13 protein-coding genes are annotated in these 14893 nt (G+C 56.4%); 6 read left to right on the forward strand and 7 right to left on the reverse strand.

The genetic code is table 11. The features are described 5' to 3' along the window. The first annotated feature begins 125 nt into the window (after positions 1-125). The gene (gene bhcR / locus ACVDG4_RS15600; RefSeq protein ID WP_420339914.1) at positions 126-980 is read left to right on the forward strand and encodes an HTH-type transcriptional regulator BhcR; all 855 of its coding nucleotides are present in this window, start codon (positions 126-128) and stop codon (positions 978-980) included. On the opposite strand, the gene ACVDG4_RS15605 is transcribed toward bhcR, so the two are convergent. From ACVDG4_RS15605 to ACVDG4_RS15635, 7 genes are all read right to left on the reverse strand, one after another. Further along, positions 958-1860 carry a heparin lyase I family protein gene (locus ACVDG4_RS15605; RefSeq protein ID WP_447235755.1) on the reverse strand — a complete coding sequence of 301 codons (903 nt, stop codon included), beginning with the start codon at positions 1858-1860 and terminating at the stop codon, positions 958-960. The two genes, bhcR and ACVDG4_RS15605, sit on opposite strands and share 23 nt — an antisense overlap. A gap of 134 nt (positions 1861-1994) precedes the next feature. Continuing rightward, positions 1995-2720 (reverse strand): uridine monophosphate kinase, encoded by a 726-nt coding sequence (locus ACVDG4_RS15610; RefSeq protein ID WP_306147595.1) that lies wholly within the window; start codon positions 2718-2720, stop codon positions 1995-1997. 85 nt (positions 2721-2805) lie between these two features. After that, positions 2806-4098, reverse strand: a complete 1293-nt coding sequence (locus tag ACVDG4_RS15615; RefSeq protein WP_447235756.1) for an amidohydrolase family protein — start codon at positions 4096-4098, stop codon at positions 2806-2808. Positions 4099-4111: 13 nt separating this feature from the next. Continuing rightward, on the reverse strand, positions 4112-5056 hold the full coding sequence (locus ACVDG4_RS15620; protein ID WP_409693964.1) for an ABC transporter permease: 945 nt from the start codon (positions 5054-5056) through the stop codon (positions 4112-4114). After that, positions 5053-6135 carry an ABC transporter permease gene (locus ACVDG4_RS15625; protein ID WP_447235757.1) on the reverse strand — a complete coding sequence of 361 codons (1083 nt, stop codon included), beginning with the start codon at positions 6133-6135 and terminating at the stop codon, positions 5053-5055. The genes ACVDG4_RS15620 and ACVDG4_RS15625 overlap by 4 nt, the downstream gene beginning before the upstream one ends. After that, entirely contained in the window at positions 6132-7679 is a 1548-nt protein-coding gene (locus ACVDG4_RS15630) for an ABC transporter ATP-binding protein (RefSeq protein WP_447235758.1), read from the reverse strand. Before ACVDG4_RS15630 ends, ACVDG4_RS15625 begins: the two co-directional genes overlap by 4 nt. A gap of 112 nt (positions 7680-7791) precedes the next feature. After that, on the reverse strand, positions 7792-8799 hold the full coding sequence (locus ACVDG4_RS15635; protein ID WP_447235759.1) for a BMP family protein: 1008 nt from the start codon (positions 8797-8799) through the stop codon (positions 7792-7794). Between the two features lie 437 nt (positions 8800-9236). On the opposite strand from ACVDG4_RS15635, the gene ACVDG4_RS15640 reads away from it, so the two are divergent. The 5 genes from ACVDG4_RS15640 to ACVDG4_RS15660 all read left to right on the forward strand — a co-directional run bounded on the left by ACVDG4_RS15640 (position 9237) and on the right by ACVDG4_RS15660 (position 14889). Then, positions 9237-10157 (forward strand): sugar ABC transporter substrate-binding protein, encoded by a 921-nt coding sequence (locus ACVDG4_RS15640; RefSeq protein WP_306147600.1) that lies wholly within the window; start codon positions 9237-9239, stop codon positions 10155-10157. Between the two features lie 80 nt (positions 10158-10237). Then, positions 10238-11806 carry a sugar ABC transporter ATP-binding protein gene (locus tag ACVDG4_RS15645; RefSeq protein ID WP_447235760.1) on the forward strand — a complete coding sequence of 523 codons (1569 nt, stop codon included), beginning with the start codon at positions 10238-10240 and terminating at the stop codon, positions 11804-11806. Then, positions 11803-12801, forward strand: a complete 999-nt coding sequence (locus ACVDG4_RS15650; RefSeq protein WP_447235761.1) for an ABC transporter permease — start codon at positions 11803-11805, stop codon at positions 12799-12801. The genes ACVDG4_RS15645 and ACVDG4_RS15650 overlap by 4 nt, the downstream gene beginning before the upstream one ends. Positions 12802-12893: 92 nt before the next feature. Then, positions 12894-13820 carry a ribokinase gene (rbsK, locus tag ACVDG4_RS15655; RefSeq protein WP_447235762.1) on the forward strand — a complete coding sequence of 309 codons (927 nt, stop codon included), beginning with the start codon at positions 12894-12896 and terminating at the stop codon, positions 13818-13820. 79 nt (positions 13821-13899) lie between these two features. Beyond that, on the forward strand, positions 13900-14889 hold the full coding sequence (locus ACVDG4_RS15660) for a LacI family DNA-binding transcriptional regulator (protein ID WP_447235763.1): 990 nt from the start codon (positions 13900-13902) through the stop codon (positions 14887-14889). The last annotated feature ends 4 nt before the right edge of the window (positions 14890-14893 follow it).

Raw genomic sequence — 14893 nt, forward strand, 5'->3', positions numbered from 1 at the left:
CGGAGCGCGCAATTTTTTTAAAAAACTTTTTTAAAAATTAAAATCCAACAAAACATTAATATTGTCAGGTAGATATATTTTTCATATAATGAATTAGTTTTTCAATATTATGTTGAGACAGTCTCATGCCAGAACGCGAAAACGACTTGATCACCGGGAGAAAGGCACGGGGGCGGCCGCGCGCCTGGGACGACAAGAGCGGTCAGAACACCATCAAATCACTCGATCGGGCAATGGCGGTTTTCGAGCACTTAAGCACCCAGTCCGGTGTCTCCTTGTCGGCACTCTCCGACCAGACCGGAGAATCCACTGCGACGCTCTACCGGATCCTGTTTACGCTTGAAACGCGTGGGTTGGTCGAGTTCGATCAAGCCCAGCAACTCTGGCACATCGGGCCCGCGGCCTTCATCGTGGGGGCCCGCTTCCTACGCCGCACCAGTCTTGTTGAGCGGGCGCGGCCAATTTTACGAGAGCTTATGGAAGAGACAGGCGAAACCGCCAATCTCGGCATACAAAAAGGAGATCAGGTGCTGTTCGTCAGTCAGGTGGAAACGCACGCCAGCATCCGGGCCTTCTTTCCGCCTGGCTCCTTGTCTCCCCTGCACGCGTCCGGGATCGGCAAGGCCCTACTCGCCTTTATGCCTGACACTCAGTGTGAGAAGATCCTGAAGAGCTCCAAGCGGGAGAGGTTTACCAGTTACACATTATGCGATGCAGCGCTCCTGAAAGCCGATCTGGCCCAGGCGCAAACACGCGGTTATTCGATTGACGGGGAGGAAAAAAACCTCGGCATGCGCTGCATCGCAGCGCCGGTCTTCAACCACTATGGCGAGATCGCCGCCGGCTTGTCGATCTCAGGACCAACAAGCCGGGTAACAGAGGACAAAATTCAGAGCTTTGGCTCCGCCGTCATGAGTGCAGCAGGGCGGCTGACATCAGCACTCGGTGGAGAACCGCTTATTGAAACATCGGGTCGGTGAGGCCGATGTCGGCCGCAGAAGCACCTCTGCCATACCCATTGTGGTAAGCGGTGAAGGGCACATCAAATTCCCGAACGGTGTAAAGCCCGATCTTGAAGTAATAGCCGTTGACCTCTTTGTCGGTATAGCCGGTCGGTCCGTTGTAGCGAATGAACTCTTCCCAGACGCCATTTGTGCAAGCCAAATCGATGGGTTGGCATTGACGCCGCCAACCGACAATTTCACCATCATCTTCAGGCGACCAGACGACTTTGTAAGCGTATTCGTGAAACACCTCGCGCTGCAATTCCGGCTGCGAATGAAGGATCTCGCCATCGCCCTTCTTGGTTCCAAGCTTCTTGATGCGCTCACCGTTCCAAAGAGTGACAACAAACCGGCCATCCCAAAGGCGATGCGACAAGGGCGGCCGCAGGCTTTCCTGACCTTCGTTCACCCGCTCGTGCCATTGCGCCATCACCAATCGGTGCTTTGACTCCATTGGAAAATCACCGGGCAGAAGCGTTGAAAACCGGTACCAGGTTTCATCCCCGTTTTTGGCCACGTGCATGTCGCGCAGTTCGGCTCGGGTACCGGAAGAGATCTTTTTATCATCAGGAGATATCGTAAACTTGATGGCCGCGATGCTCTCTCCGGGCAGGTCAATTTCGACAAGTTCTGCGGAACTGCAGTCCACCAGCCGCTTGACGCTGATGTCCTTGGGAACGTCAGCCGGGTCAATATCGCATTTGATGGATTCCTCGGTGACCACGACCGGAACACCCTCGATCACGACCTCTTCTTGAGCCGCCATCACACCACCAGCTGCACAAAACAAAGAGACAAAAACACCGGCAAGCCGGGCCCAAATCGGCTGAAACCTCAGAAAAACTGTGTTTGGCATTCGCAATCCACCCATCAAATACACCTGCGACCCGGCGTCGCTTTCCGGCAAGGGTAAGAACATCCCGTTGTTCACACAAGCGGCAACCATGACTTGGCGCTTGTCCGGTTGCCAGTAACACACGAAACTGGGACTCAGTAAAATTTGCTTTCAGCATCGCGGGACACACGCGTACCAACAGCATCGCTGGCAACCGCGTCGACAACATCTATGCCCGTATCAACACCAATGACATGAACATGAACATTGTGCTGTTTGGCCAAGACCAAAGCTGAACGATCCATGAACCCTAAGGAGTTGGTGATCGCGGTCTCGATTGAAAGTGTCCGATATCGTTTTGCGTCCGGGTTGGTCTTCGGATCGCTGTCGTAGACCCCGTCTATACCGTTTTTCAGACAGAGAACGCTGGCGCATTCCAGCTCCACGGCACGCTGGACCGACGGATAATCTGTGGTCACGAAAGGCTGTCCGATCCCACCACTCAGGATCACGAGCCGGCCTTTTTCCAGATGCCGCAGAGCCCGCCGGCGGATGTATTTCTCGCCAATTGCCGGAATATCAACGGCCGACATCAGTCGGACTTCAATGTCCGATGTTGCTTCCACCTTAGCGCGAAGAAGAATGCCATTCGCGATGGTTCCGAGCATGCCAACATTGTCCGCTTCGACATGCTCAATGTTCCAATCTGAGGAGCTGGTGCCCCGGAATATGTTTCCCCCACCGACGACAACCGCAACTTCGTGACCGTTTTCAGCGAGCGCAACGAGGTGAGAACACACTCTAGAGATCGCAGCGTCCGAAAAGACACCTGCGGATCCTTCGGCCAGAGCTTCACCGCTTACTTTGACCAACAGTCTCATCGCGCCACCCCTGTCTTGAACCGATCAGAACGATGGCACCGGAAGTGGCGCCGTGTGTCAACCACAGCCAGAACACTTGGCAGACCTAATGTTCCCTAGGAGCGAAATCTGCCGGATCGACCAGCCCCGGGCGGCCATCAATCGCAAGACGTGTCTGCCGGGGTTTGGATGTTGCGATCACCTTGCCGGATTTGACAACAGCCAACCGGGCGGCCTTGAGCCGGATTGCCTCAATGGTATCGCGCGCTTGCAGAAGCACAAAATCTGCCTTGCAACCCTTCTCCAGGCCGTACCCTTCAAGCCCCATCGCTTTTGCCGGATGGCTGGTCACACAGTCATAACAATAGCGGATCGCCTCACGGCTGGTCATTTGAGCAACGTGCAGGCCCATACTCGCGACTTCCAGCATGTCTCCAGAACCCATGGAGTACCAAGGGTCCATCACGCAGTCATGCCCAAAGGCGACGTTGATGCCATAGGAGCGCATTTCCGGAACGCGCGTCTGGCCCCGCCGTTTTGGATAGGTGTCATGCCTTCCCTGAAGCGTGATGTTGATCAGCGGGTTCGCAATCGCATGCACCTCAGCTTCGGCGATTAACGGCAAGAGTTTTGAGACGTAGTAATTGTCCATGGAGTGCATCGAGGTCAGGTGCGAGCCAGCCACCTTGCCTTGCAGACCCAACCTCTGCGTCTCGTAGGCGAGCGTCTCGATATGCCGGGACATCGGGTCATCGGTCTCATCGCAATGCATGTCGACCATCAGGCCCCGTTCGGCCGCAATTTCGCAAAGACGGCGAACGGACTTCGCCCCATCGTCCATAGTCCGCTCGAAATGCGGAATGCCACCAACGATATCAACGCCCATGTCGAGCGCTTTCAGAAGGTTTATTTCAGCATTCGGTGAGCGGTAAAGGCCGTCTTGCGGGAAGGCGACCAGCTGAAGATCGATGTAGTCCTTGACCTTTTCGCGCACTTCCAACAGGCCTTGAACGCCGGTGAGCTTGTCATCACACACATCGACATGGGTGCGGATGGCAAGCAGTCCTTGCGAAACAGCGAGATCGCAGTATCTCAACGCCCGCTCGACTACGGCATCGACGGTCAGGATCTGCTTCAGCTCACCCCAAAGCGCAATGCCTTCCAACAGTGTGCCGCTCTGGTTCATGCGCGGCAGACCAAGCGACAAGGTCGCATCCATATGAAAATGACTGTCAACGAATGGCGGCGACACCAGCTTGCCAGTGGCATCGATCACCTGACCCGCGTCCGCAGTTATACCGACCTCGACGGCCGCAATCCGACCATCCTTACAGGCAATGTCTATGCCGGCCTGGCCATCCGGCAAGTTTGCGTTTTTGACGAGAAGATCAAAGGACATCGAAGAACACCTGTCAGCGTTGGCCGCGGAAATATGGAACAAGCAACGCCCGCGGATAATCAGCTTTCCTGGCCACCACGATCAACGCGATGATGGATAGGATATACGGCATCATCAGGAAGACCTGTCCGGGGATGAAGCTGCCAACTTCTGTCTGAAGTCGAACCTGGAACGCGTCAAACGCACCGAACAACAGCGCACCGATCAGCGCTTTTCCAGGCCGCCAGGAGGCGAAGACGGTCAACGCAATACAGATCCAACCGCGGCCATTGACCATACCGAAGAAAAACGCATCAAAGGCCGACATGGTCAAAAACGCTCCGCCCAGCGCCATGATCGACGAGCCGACAACGACTGCGCCCATGCGCAGGCCGTAGACCGAGAGCCCTTGCGATTCGACAGCCGACGGATTGTCGCCCACAGCCTGGATCGCAAGACCGAGCGGCGTGCGATAAAGCACATAGCCTGTCGCAAGCACCAGGATCAGTGCAAGAAACGTCAGCGAGGTTTGCTGGAACAAGGCAGGCCCGATAAACGGCAGATCAGACAAGATCGGGATATCGAGCGGCTGAAAAGCTTCAATCCGCGGCGGCGACGACACATCCGGCAGAGCGGTCCGATAAATAAAGTAACTGAGCGATGTCGCGAACAGAGTGACGCCGATCCCCGAGACATGCTGAGACAACCCGAGCGGCACCGTTAGAATGGCGTGAAGCAACCCGAACAGCCCACCGGCCAATGCAGCGACTAGCACACCGCCCCAAAGCCCTGCTCCGAGCCAGACTGCCATCCAGCCAGCCATGGCACCCGCCGTAAAGATGCCTTCGATCCCAAGATTGAGCACCCCGGCCCGCTCGCAGATAAGCGCGCCGATGACACCAAAAATCAGCGGCGTGGCGATGCGTAAAGAGGCCGCCCAGAAGTTTTCGGACAAAAGAATATCGAAGATCTCAATCATTTCGAGGCCTCCTTGGCATGCGGCGCGCCGACAAAGCGAACCTTGAACCTCAAAAACAAGCCGGAGACAAGAACGCAAAGGAGCGCCATCGCAACGATCAGATCAGCCAGATAATTTGAAACACCGGTGGCGCGGGACATGGAATCTGCCCCGACAAAGATGCTTGCAATAAAAAGCGCAGCAAAGACAACGCCTATCGGCGACAGCCCTGCCAGCATGGCAACGACGATACCGGAGTATCCGAAACCCGGTGACAGGTCTGCTGTCAGATATCCTTTCAGCCCTGCAACTTCACCCACACCGGCAAGGCCCGCCAGCGCACCGGAGAGCAATCCAACCCGAATGAAGGTTGCCGTGACAGGAATACCAGCATGACGGGCTGCGGACGCGTTTTCTCCGACTGCCCGGATTTCAAAACCCCAGACCGTGCGTTTCAAAAGAAAATAAACGCCAAGCGCGGAAATCAGCGCGATGATGAGGCCCCAATGGATGCGCATCCGGTCCATCAGCTTCGGCAACGCAGCTTCATCCAGAATAGGTGCCGATTGCGGCCATCCCATCCCCATCGGGTCCTGCATCGGTCCTTCAAGCATCATCTGGACGAAGAGGAGAATGACGAAATTTAGGAGAAGCGTCGTCACCACTTCATCAACGCCGAGGCGGGTTTTCAAAAGGGTCGGTCCCAACATGACCAGCCCGCCCATCAGGGCCCCGGCAAGAATGACGGCGGGGATAAGCACGAAGGAAGGCCCGGAGATCAGCCCGGTACCGACCGCAACAGCAGCCAACGCTCCGGCATACAGCTGACCTTCGGCACCGATGTTCCAAAGCTTTGCCCGGAAAGCAACGGCAGCGGCAAGTCCCGTCAGGATCAACGGCGTTGCGCGGGTCAGCATTTCGGTGAAGGCAAAGGCTGACCCAAATGCGCCCTTGATCATAAGGCCATAGGCTTCAAAAACTGACAGACCTGCGAACAGCATCGGGACAGCTGCCAGAACGAGGGCGGCAACAGCGGCTGCCACGGTCACGCTGATGACTTTGGAAACGGCAACTGGACCTCTGGGTTCAAAACGGATCATGCAGCTTCTTCCCCATCGTGCCCAGCCATGCGCAGACCAAGCTTGCCCCGGTCGAGCGTTTCTGTTGGCTCTGCTTGTGAGAGATGGCCGCGATGAATGACGGCGATGCGGTCGGAAAGACGCATGAGTTCGTCCAGATCTTCAGAAATGAGAATGACGCCTGCCCCGCGGGCGCGTGCTGCAAGCAGACGTTTGTGAACGTCGGACGTCGCACCGACATCTAGCCCGCGCGAGGGCTGGGCGGCGAGCACGACCTTCGGCTCCGTTTCAAGCGTTCTGGCCAAAACAATCTTCTGGATATTACCGCCAGACAGCAACCTGGCCGGACTTGCCTCGCTTTGGCAGCGAATATCATAAGCCTCGATAAGATCCTTCGCCCGGTCCCGCATCGCCGAAAACCGGAGCATCCCGAAGCGCTGGTTTTCTGGTTTGCGGATCCCTTCAATTGCCAAGTTTTCAGACACGGTCATCGCACCTACAATGCCATCATGATGACGATCTTCAGGTATGCGCGCCAGACCGATGTCAATCATCTGACGCGCAGAGACTTGCCCGAGCTCATCGCCTTCCAGCATCAATCTGCCAGCCGACACCGTCTCAAGACCGGAAATAACCCGTGCCAGCGTGGTTTGGCCATTGCCAGACACCCCGGCTATGCCAAGGATTTCACCGGCTCTTAAGTCCAACGAAACATCGGAGATTGCGTCGCGACCGTGTCCCGCCGCAACGCCGGTCAGGACAAAAAGCGGCGCACCCGGAGTGCCGGGCTCGCGTACGGTTTCAGAAATCTCGTGCCCGACCATGAGCTCGGCCAATTGGCGTTGCGAGCTGCCTTCAGTCGGCAGGTCCGCCACTTTCCGGCCTCCGCGCAAGACCGCTACGCGGTGGGAGGATGCCATCACTTCTGCCAGCTTGTGCGAAATGAAAATGATCCCGAGCCCATCGCCTGCAAGCTTCGTCAACGTGGCAAACAGCGTCTCGGATTCTTGCGGTGTCAGAACTGCGGTCGGCTCATCAAGGACGAGAACCCTCGCATCCCGGTAAAGCGCTTTCAGGATCTCAACGCGCTGTTTTTCCCCGACGGAGAGATTGGAAATGCGCGTGTCTAGATTGACCGCCAATCCGGATCTTTCCATCAGCTCGTCCAGCTTTTTGCGTGCCGGCAATCGGGCGGACTTGATGGCGGATAGAGGTTCTGTGCCCAAAAGAATATTGTCGAAGGCGCTCAGGTTTTCTGCGAGCGTAAAGTGCTGGTGCACCATCCCGATACCAGCATCCAGTGCGGCATGCGGAGAGCCCGGCTCCAACTCTTCCAGGGCACCATGCGCCCCCAACACAAGCACCTGTCCTTCATCGGCCACATAGTGACCGAAAAGGATGTTCATCAGCGTGGTCTTGCCGGCGCCGTTTTCTCCTAGAAGTGCAAGGATTTCCCCTTGGCTCAGGTCCAGCGACACATCGCCATTGGCTGTCAACGCGCCAAAGCGCTTGGTGATGCCGTCAAGCCGCAACAGGACGGGGGCATCATTTGCTGGCGGCGCCATGCCAACCTCCGGTGGTTTTAGAATTCTTGGCCGACAAGGGAGAACATCGGCAGGTTACTGGCGGTCACAGGTGTCAAACCCAATGACCGCCAGACAAAACAGCAGGCGCTGCTTACATCGTGGATTTCGGTTCGCTGTCATTCACATTGACGCGGAACAGGCCATCGAGAATTTCCTGTTCTTTTTCTTTTGCCGCAGCAACGGCATCGGCCGGAGCAAGGCTTTCATCGACAATGAAGCTGCCACCGCCGTAGCTCATGAAGCTAAAACGACCAAAATCGGCCGGTTCGAAAGTGCCGGACTTCACCTGCTCAAGTGCACGGTCAATTGTCGGCTCCATATGCCAAAGTGCCGAGGAAAGGATCGTGCCCGGATAATCAGCTGATGTGTCGATGACGTTGCCGATGGCCAGAAGGCCCTTCTCCTTGGCTGCATCCGAAACACCAAAGCGCTCTGCGTACATGATGTCAGCGCCCTTATCGATCATCGCAAATGCAGCTTCTTTGGCCTTGGGCGGATCGTACCAAGAGTTGATGAAGGTCACGAGGAACTTCACGTCCGGGTTCACGGATGTTGCCCCATCCATGAACGCGTGCATCAGACGGTTCACTTCCGGAATGGCATACCCGCCGACCATACCGATGATGTTGGATTCGGTGGTCGCGCCCGCGATCATGCCGGACAGATAGCTTGGCTCATGGATCCAGTTGTCGAAAACGGCAAAGTTTGGTTTTCCCGGGCCAAAAGAAGACCCCATCAGGAACGCTGTGTCCGGATACTCTGCGGCAACCTTCCGTGCGGCCCGCTCCACAGCGAATGCTTCCCCGACGACAAGATCCATGCCCTGCTCTGCATACTCGCGCATCACCCGCTCGTAGTCGGTGTTCGCGACGTTTTCAGAGAAGGTGTAAGTGATATCGCCACGCTCTTCGGCAGCTTTCAGCGCCTTATCAATACGGCTCACCCATTGCTGCTCGACCGGCACAGTATAGATCGCAGCAACTTTGATTGGATCCGCCGCTTGTGCAGCTGACATCGGCATGGCGGCAACGGCTGTTACAGTCATTGCAGCCGCCAAAAGGCCCCGGCGGACCTTTGAAAACGGTTTAACGGTGAACATTTGGAAACCCCTGGAGTGCTTTTTTTAACTCTAAAAGATGATCACAAATCTGGCGTGCCCACAAGTTAAGCAGAGGCTGCTAGAGCAATTTTTTTGAACAAACGGCAAAAAACGGCGCTCGTTTTTTGTGCGGTTCTCGCAAACGCCGCATGGCTCAACAGGCGAAATTTCCGGATCTTTAGCCGCGACATCTTTCGTTGTCATGATTTTCCAGCAACCACCTAAGCTTTTTGGAGAACTCATTTAAGTTCGTTTTATCAGACACTTCCGCACGCCTGGAGAATACCTCAAAGATGAAAAATAGCGTCAATTTTTGAATGCATTCAAAAAAATGAAACGTTTCATATTGACCTGTTTCTGGAGTCATGCTTTCACTTAGGAGCCTGTTCACCTGCCAGTCTGGATAGAGGGACGGCAGTCTTCTTTGGGAGGAAATAATGAAGATATTCAAGCTCGCTGCCGCCGCAGCGACCGGTCTCGCTTTGCTTGCTGGCACCGCCATGGCAGACGACAAGCCGAAAGTCGGTCTCATCATGAAATCGCTCGCAAACGAGTTCTTTCAAAACATGATGGCAGGGGCCGAAGCCCACCAGGAAAAGCGTGGCGACTATGAACTTCTGGCCGTCGGCATGCAGAACGAAACCGACTTCGAGAGCCAGATCAACGCCGTCGAAAACTTCATCACGCAGGGCGTGGACGCAATTGTGGTGGCTCCTGCCGACAGCCGTGCCATGGTGCGCCCGCTGAAGAAGGCGATGGAGGCGGGCATTGTCGTGGTCAATTTCGACGTCGCGCTCGATGAAGATGCCAAGAAACAGCAGGGCATCGAGCTGGCGTTTGTCGGCCCGGACAACCGCGGTGGTGCGAAACTTGCCGGTGATGCGTTGGGCAAAAAACTTGGCGAAGGTGGCAAGGTCGTCATCATCGAGGGCAACCCGGGCGCGGACAATGCCAACCAGCGCCGCATGGGCTTTGAAGACTCGGTCGCAGAATACAAGCTCGACCTTCTCGACAGCCGCACCGCGCATTGGGAAACAGAAGAAGCCAACACCGTCTTCTCCAACATGTTGACGGCACACCCGGACATCCAGGGCGTGATGGCTGCCAACGATTCCATGGCCATCGGCGTGGTGAAGGCGCTGGAAAGCGCTGGCCGCACCGACATTATGGTTGTCGGTTTCGATAACATTCCGGCAGTAAGCCCGATGATCGAGGACGGCCGAATGCTAGCAACTGTCGACCAATTCGGCACCGACATGGCCGCAAACGCGATTGATCTGGCGCTCGAGGTCGTCGGCGGTGGTGATGAACTTAAAGGTTGGGTCAAAACCCCGATCGAATTGGTGGCCGCTCAATAATCGGCCCCATGTGCCCCCGCTTGGTCAGCCTTGAGCGGGGGCAAATCCAACTCTTCCAATACAATATGACTGGACGCACCATGGTAGCAGCGACGCAAACCGCGGCGCAGGCCCCTGCGCATTCCACGCCGTTTCTTTCGGTTGAAGGACTGAAGAAATACTTCGGCGGCGTGAAGGCACTCGACGGCGTGAGCTTCTTCCTCGAACAGGGAGAAGTGCATGCGCTGGTCGGTGAAAATGGCGCTGGCAAGTCCACCTTGATCAAGATCCTGTCTGGCGTCTTCCCTCACGACCACGGTGCGATCTCCTTGGACGGGCAGACATACCGCCCGCAGTCGCCACATGAGGCCAAGGAACGCGGTGTCCAGGTCGTTCATCAGGAATTCAATCTCCTTGAGCACTTGTCAATTGCGGAAAACATCTCGATCGAGAAGTTGCCACGCAACCGGTTTGGGCTCCTGGACCGGCATGAACTCAACGCTCGTGCCCGCAAGGCGCTGGACGCCATCGGGCTGACTGATATCGATGTCAAAGCTCCTGTGAGCACCCTTGGCATCGCCCACCGGCAGCTTGTTGAAATCGCGAGGGCTCTGCAGTCCGATAGCCAGATTCTGATCCTCGATGAACCGACCGCCACGCTGACGGAACGGGAAACCAAGCGTCTCTTCGAACTTGTCTCGCGGATCAAGGAAGACGGCGTGACAGTCGTTTTCGTGTCTCATCACCTCGACGAAGTCTTTGAAATCTGTGATCGGGTCACAGTGTTTCGAAACGGCCGCACAATCGCCACTGATTTGATCGCCGAGACCACGCCGGACGGTATTGTCCAAAGAATGGTCGGCCGCCAGCTCGCCGGAGAGATGGTTTCCGGTGATGAACAAAAAGCCTTCGGCGACATCGCACTGAGTGTCCAAAATGTCTGTACCCAGGCCAATCCCTCCGACTCCGGCGTGTCTTTTGACTTGAGGTATGGCGAAATCGTCGGGATCGCCGGGCTGGTCGGAGCGGGCCGCACTGAAATTCTGCGCGGAATTTTCGGAATTGATCCGATACGGTCCGGACAAGTGCAACGGGATGGCAAGACCGCCCGTTTTTCAGGTCCAGGCGACGCAATAGCTGCCGGGATCGGCTTCGTAACCGAGGACCGAAAGGACGAAGGCCTGATCCTGGATATGCCGATCTCGGCCAACGTCTCGCTGGCTAATCTGAAGTCTGTGTCCCAATCCGGCCTGCTCAAATTCGCGGCTGAACGGCGACAGGCCATGGAGGCCGGCGAAAAACTGAAACTGAAATACGGCAAGACAGCCGACCCTGCCTCAAGCCTGTCCGGCGGAAACCAGCAAAAAGTGGTGCTGGCCAAGTGGCTCGCACGGGACCCAAAGGTCCTGTTGCTGGATGAGCCAACAAGGGGCGTCGATGTCGGGGCGAAAGCTGAAATCTACGCGATCTTGAAAGATCTGGCCCGCAATGGCGTCGCCCTGTTGGTGGTCTCGTCCGAAATGCCGGAACTCATGACGCTGGCAGATCGCATTCTTGTGCTCGCCGAACACCAGATCCAGGGCTCGCTTCAGCGTGCCGATTTCTCTGAAGAAAACATCCTGAAACTGGCCTACGGGCAAACCGAACTGGCCGGAGGAAACAGCCAATGACACTCCAGACAACAACCGATACGCTACCTGCTCCGTCCAGATTTTCCGTCCGGGCCGTTTTGCAAAACGCGGGCATCGGCCTCGCCTTGCTGGCTCTGATCATATTCTTTTCCGTGTTCACCGAACACTTTCTGACGCCGAACAACATCACCAACATCTTGACCCAGATCACCATCAACCTGGTCCTCGCTGTCGGCATGACCTTTGTCATTCTGATCGGCGGCATTGACCTGTCGGTGGGGTCGGTGATGGCGTTTGCAGCGGTCGTGGCCGGCAAAGCCATCACCCTTCCCGGATTTGGACCGGCAGAAGCAATCGCGCTTGCAGTTATTGCCGCAACGCTGACCGGTGTCCTGTGCGGGTTCATTAACGGCGCCATCAGCGCTTATTGGGCGCTGCCGTCGTTCATCATTACTCTAGGGATGCTGAACATTGCCCGCGGTGCGGCATTGCAGGTCTCCGATGCGCAGACAATCTACTCCTTCCCCTATGCCTTTGAGGAATTCGGGTCCGCAATGATCTATGGCGTGCCTGTCGTATTCCTGGTGGCGCTGGTCCTGGTGTTCGTGGCTTGGTTCATCCTGAACTTCACGGTCTTCGGGCGTCTGCTTTACGGCATTGGAAACAATGAGGAAGCTGTCCGCCTGGCTGGACATTCGGTGCGTCGTTACAAGATTGCAGCCTTCACCATCTGCGGCTTCACAGCTGGCATCGCGGCCGTTGTCTATATGGCCCGCCTCAACATCTCCAGCCCGATCGCCGGGATTGGCTTTGAACTGAATGCGATCGCTGCTGTGATCATCGGCGGCACCAGTTTGAGCGGCGGCCGGGGATCGGTAATCGGGACACTGCTCGGCGCTTTCATCATTGGTGTGCTCGCAAACGGCTTGATCCTGATCGGGTTAAGCGACTTCATGCGCCAGATGATTACCGGTGTGGTCATCATCTTTGCAGTCGTCCTTGATCATTACCGCGCCAAATACGCCGCGACTTGATCGCCTATATTTAAAGCCTCAGCGGACACATCTTCCGCTGAGGCAAAATAATACGGTATACACAATCCGAACCCCATGAGCGGAGCGTAATTTTGAAGCCGGTTACTGTCGTTGGCAGCATAAACATCGACCTCTTCAGCTATCTCGATCGCTGGCCAAAAATCGGTGAAACCGTGATGGTCCGGGAAACCGCCAATACATTGGGTGGCAAAGGCGCAAATCAGGCTGTTGCAGCGACCAAGCTCGGCGCCAATGCCACGATGATCGGCGCGGTTGGTAAAGACGGTTTTGGTCGTGTTGCCGCAGATCAGCTGGCAGCGTTCAACGTCGCCGCGGAACTGATCGAAAAACGCGATTGCGGAACAGGAATGGCATTCATCGATGTTGGACCAGACGGCGACAACATCATCCGGTTGGCAAGTGGCGCCAATGGTCAGTTGCAGCCCGAAGACCTTGCGCCGCATTCAAACCAGTTAAGCCAAAGCGGTGTCGTCCTCCTGCAAAATGAAATCAGCCTGGAAACGTCATTGAAAGCCGCGGAACTTGCACGCGCTGGTGGCGCTTTGGTGATTATGGATCCAGCTCCAGCCCCTCACCCGGCCTGGACCAATGATGTGATTGCCGCTTTTGATGTGCTGACTCCGAACGCAAGTGAGGCTGGTGCCATCTTGGGAAAAACACCAGAAACGCTGGACGAAGCCGGCGACGGCGCACGGCATCTGCGCTCTTTCGGACTGAGTGGTGCGGTCATTACCCTTGGAGAAAAAGGCGTCGCCTGGTCCTTTGGAGATGAGGACGGCGTGGAACCTGCTCCGAGTGTGACTGCAATTGACACGGTGGCTGCCGGGGATTGCTTTAACGGCGCGCTGGCAACTGCGCTCTCAGAAGGTGCCTCAATGCGGTCCGCGATACGATTTGCTATGCATGCTGCGGCCCTTGCAACCACCCGAAAGGGTGCATCGGCTTCTCTGCCGGCACGGATCGATGTCGACCGGTTCTGCGCGCCCGACCTGGTATAGCGCTGGCCTAAAAGAGGCAGTAAAAGGAACAGCGGCCCGCAGTCGGCTGCGACTACAGTATTTAGGGAGAAGCCTGTCTATGCCGACGATAAAGGATGTCGCGCGCAAAGCCGATGTGTCGGTCGGGACGGTTTCAAGGGTCCTCGCGAAAAACGATACGGTCAAACAGCCGCTCAAGCTGCGAGTGCAGGCTGCCATGGACGAACTTGGCTACAAGCCCAACCTGGCAGCCCGGGCACTGCGCACAAACAGCATCGATGTCGTAGGGCTGGTGGTGCCGGATATTACCAACCCGTTCTTTGCCCAACTTGCCAAGGATATCGAAAAGGAAGCCGCCAGCCGCAGCCACTCGGTCATGCTGGCGAATTCGGATGACGACCTGGAAACCGAAAAGGTCCAGATCGCAGCCTTGCTGGACCGCTCCGTGCGCGGTGTCATCGTTGTCGCAACATCAGACAGCAACCATCCTTACGAAGCAGATGTGCCAATTGTGTCGCTTGACCGCCGTCTTGGCGATCATGCGCTGGTCAGCACAAACCATTTCGACGGATCAGCTAATATTGCCGACCATCTCCATCAGCTTGGCCATCGGCGGATCGCCTATATCGCCGGACCGGACACCATGGATGTCGCCCGCCGCCGCCGCGAAGGGTTTGTGACCCGGATAAAGACGCTCTCAACAGCTGATGATCCAATCGAACTGACAATCCACGCAGGCCAGTTCGATTATGATTCCGGCGAAGAGGTTTGCCGGGAGATACTTGCAGAAACTGCGGACAGCGGTGATCGCCCGACCGCAATTGCCGCGGCCAGTGACCAGCAAGCGATTGGCGTCTTGCGCGCAGCTCGAGACTTGAAACTGGACGTCCCTGGTGACCTGTCCGTTACAGGTTTCGATGACATCTCGCTGGCAGCTCTTGTCGTCCCCAGGCTGACGACCATCCGCCAGCCGACCGCGGCCTTGGCACGCACCGTGATTGATCGGATCTTCGAACCCGCAGACGCCACCGGAGACGAAGAAATCTCCGGCGACCTTGTCATCCGGGAATCGACGGCAGCCCTTAACTGATCAG

The organism is Roseibium sp. MB-4 (assembly GCF_053005265.1).

What these genes read in the sequence shown, in the direction of transcription:
- bhcR (WP_420339914.1), top strand. Translation starts at nt 126, where the DNA reads ATGCCAGAACGCGAAAACGACTTGATCACCGGGAGAAAGGCACGGGGG.
- ACVDG4_RS15605 (WP_447235755.1), bottom strand. Translation starts at nt 1,860, where the DNA reads ATGCCAAACACAGTTTTTCTGAGGTTTCAGCCGATTTGGGCCCGGCTT.
- ACVDG4_RS15610 (WP_306147595.1), bottom strand. Translation starts at nt 2,720, where the DNA reads ATGAGACTGTTGGTCAAAGTAAGCGGTGAAGCTCTGGCCGAAGGATCC.
- ACVDG4_RS15615 (WP_447235756.1), bottom strand. Translation starts at nt 4,098, where the DNA reads ATGTCCTTTGATCTTCTCGTCAAAAACGCAAACTTGCCGGATGGCCAG.
- ACVDG4_RS15620 (WP_409693964.1), bottom strand. Translation starts at nt 5,056, where the DNA reads ATGATTGAGATCTTCGATATTCTTTTGTCCGAAAACTTCTGGGCGGCC.
- ACVDG4_RS15625 (WP_447235757.1), bottom strand. Translation starts at nt 6,135, where the DNA reads ATGATCCGTTTTGAACCCAGAGGTCCAGTTGCCGTTTCCAAAGTCATC.
- ACVDG4_RS15630 (WP_447235758.1), bottom strand. Translation starts at nt 7,679, where the DNA reads ATGGCGCCGCCAGCAAATGATGCCCCCGTCCTGTTGCGGCTTGACGGC.
- ACVDG4_RS15635 (WP_447235759.1), bottom strand. Translation starts at nt 8,799, where the DNA reads ATGTTCACCGTTAAACCGTTTTCAAAGGTCCGCCGGGGCCTTTTGGCG.
- ACVDG4_RS15640 (WP_306147600.1), top strand. Translation starts at nt 9,237, where the DNA reads ATGAAGATATTCAAGCTCGCTGCCGCCGCAGCGACCGGTCTCGCTTTG.
- ACVDG4_RS15645 (WP_447235760.1), top strand. Translation starts at nt 10,238, where the DNA reads ATGGTAGCAGCGACGCAAACCGCGGCGCAGGCCCCTGCGCATTCCACG.
- ACVDG4_RS15650 (WP_447235761.1), top strand. Translation starts at nt 11,803, where the DNA reads ATGACACTCCAGACAACAACCGATACGCTACCTGCTCCGTCCAGATTT.
- ACVDG4_RS15660 (WP_447235763.1), top strand. Translation starts at nt 13,900, where the DNA reads ATGCCGACGATAAAGGATGTCGCGCGCAAAGCCGATGTGTCGGTCGGG.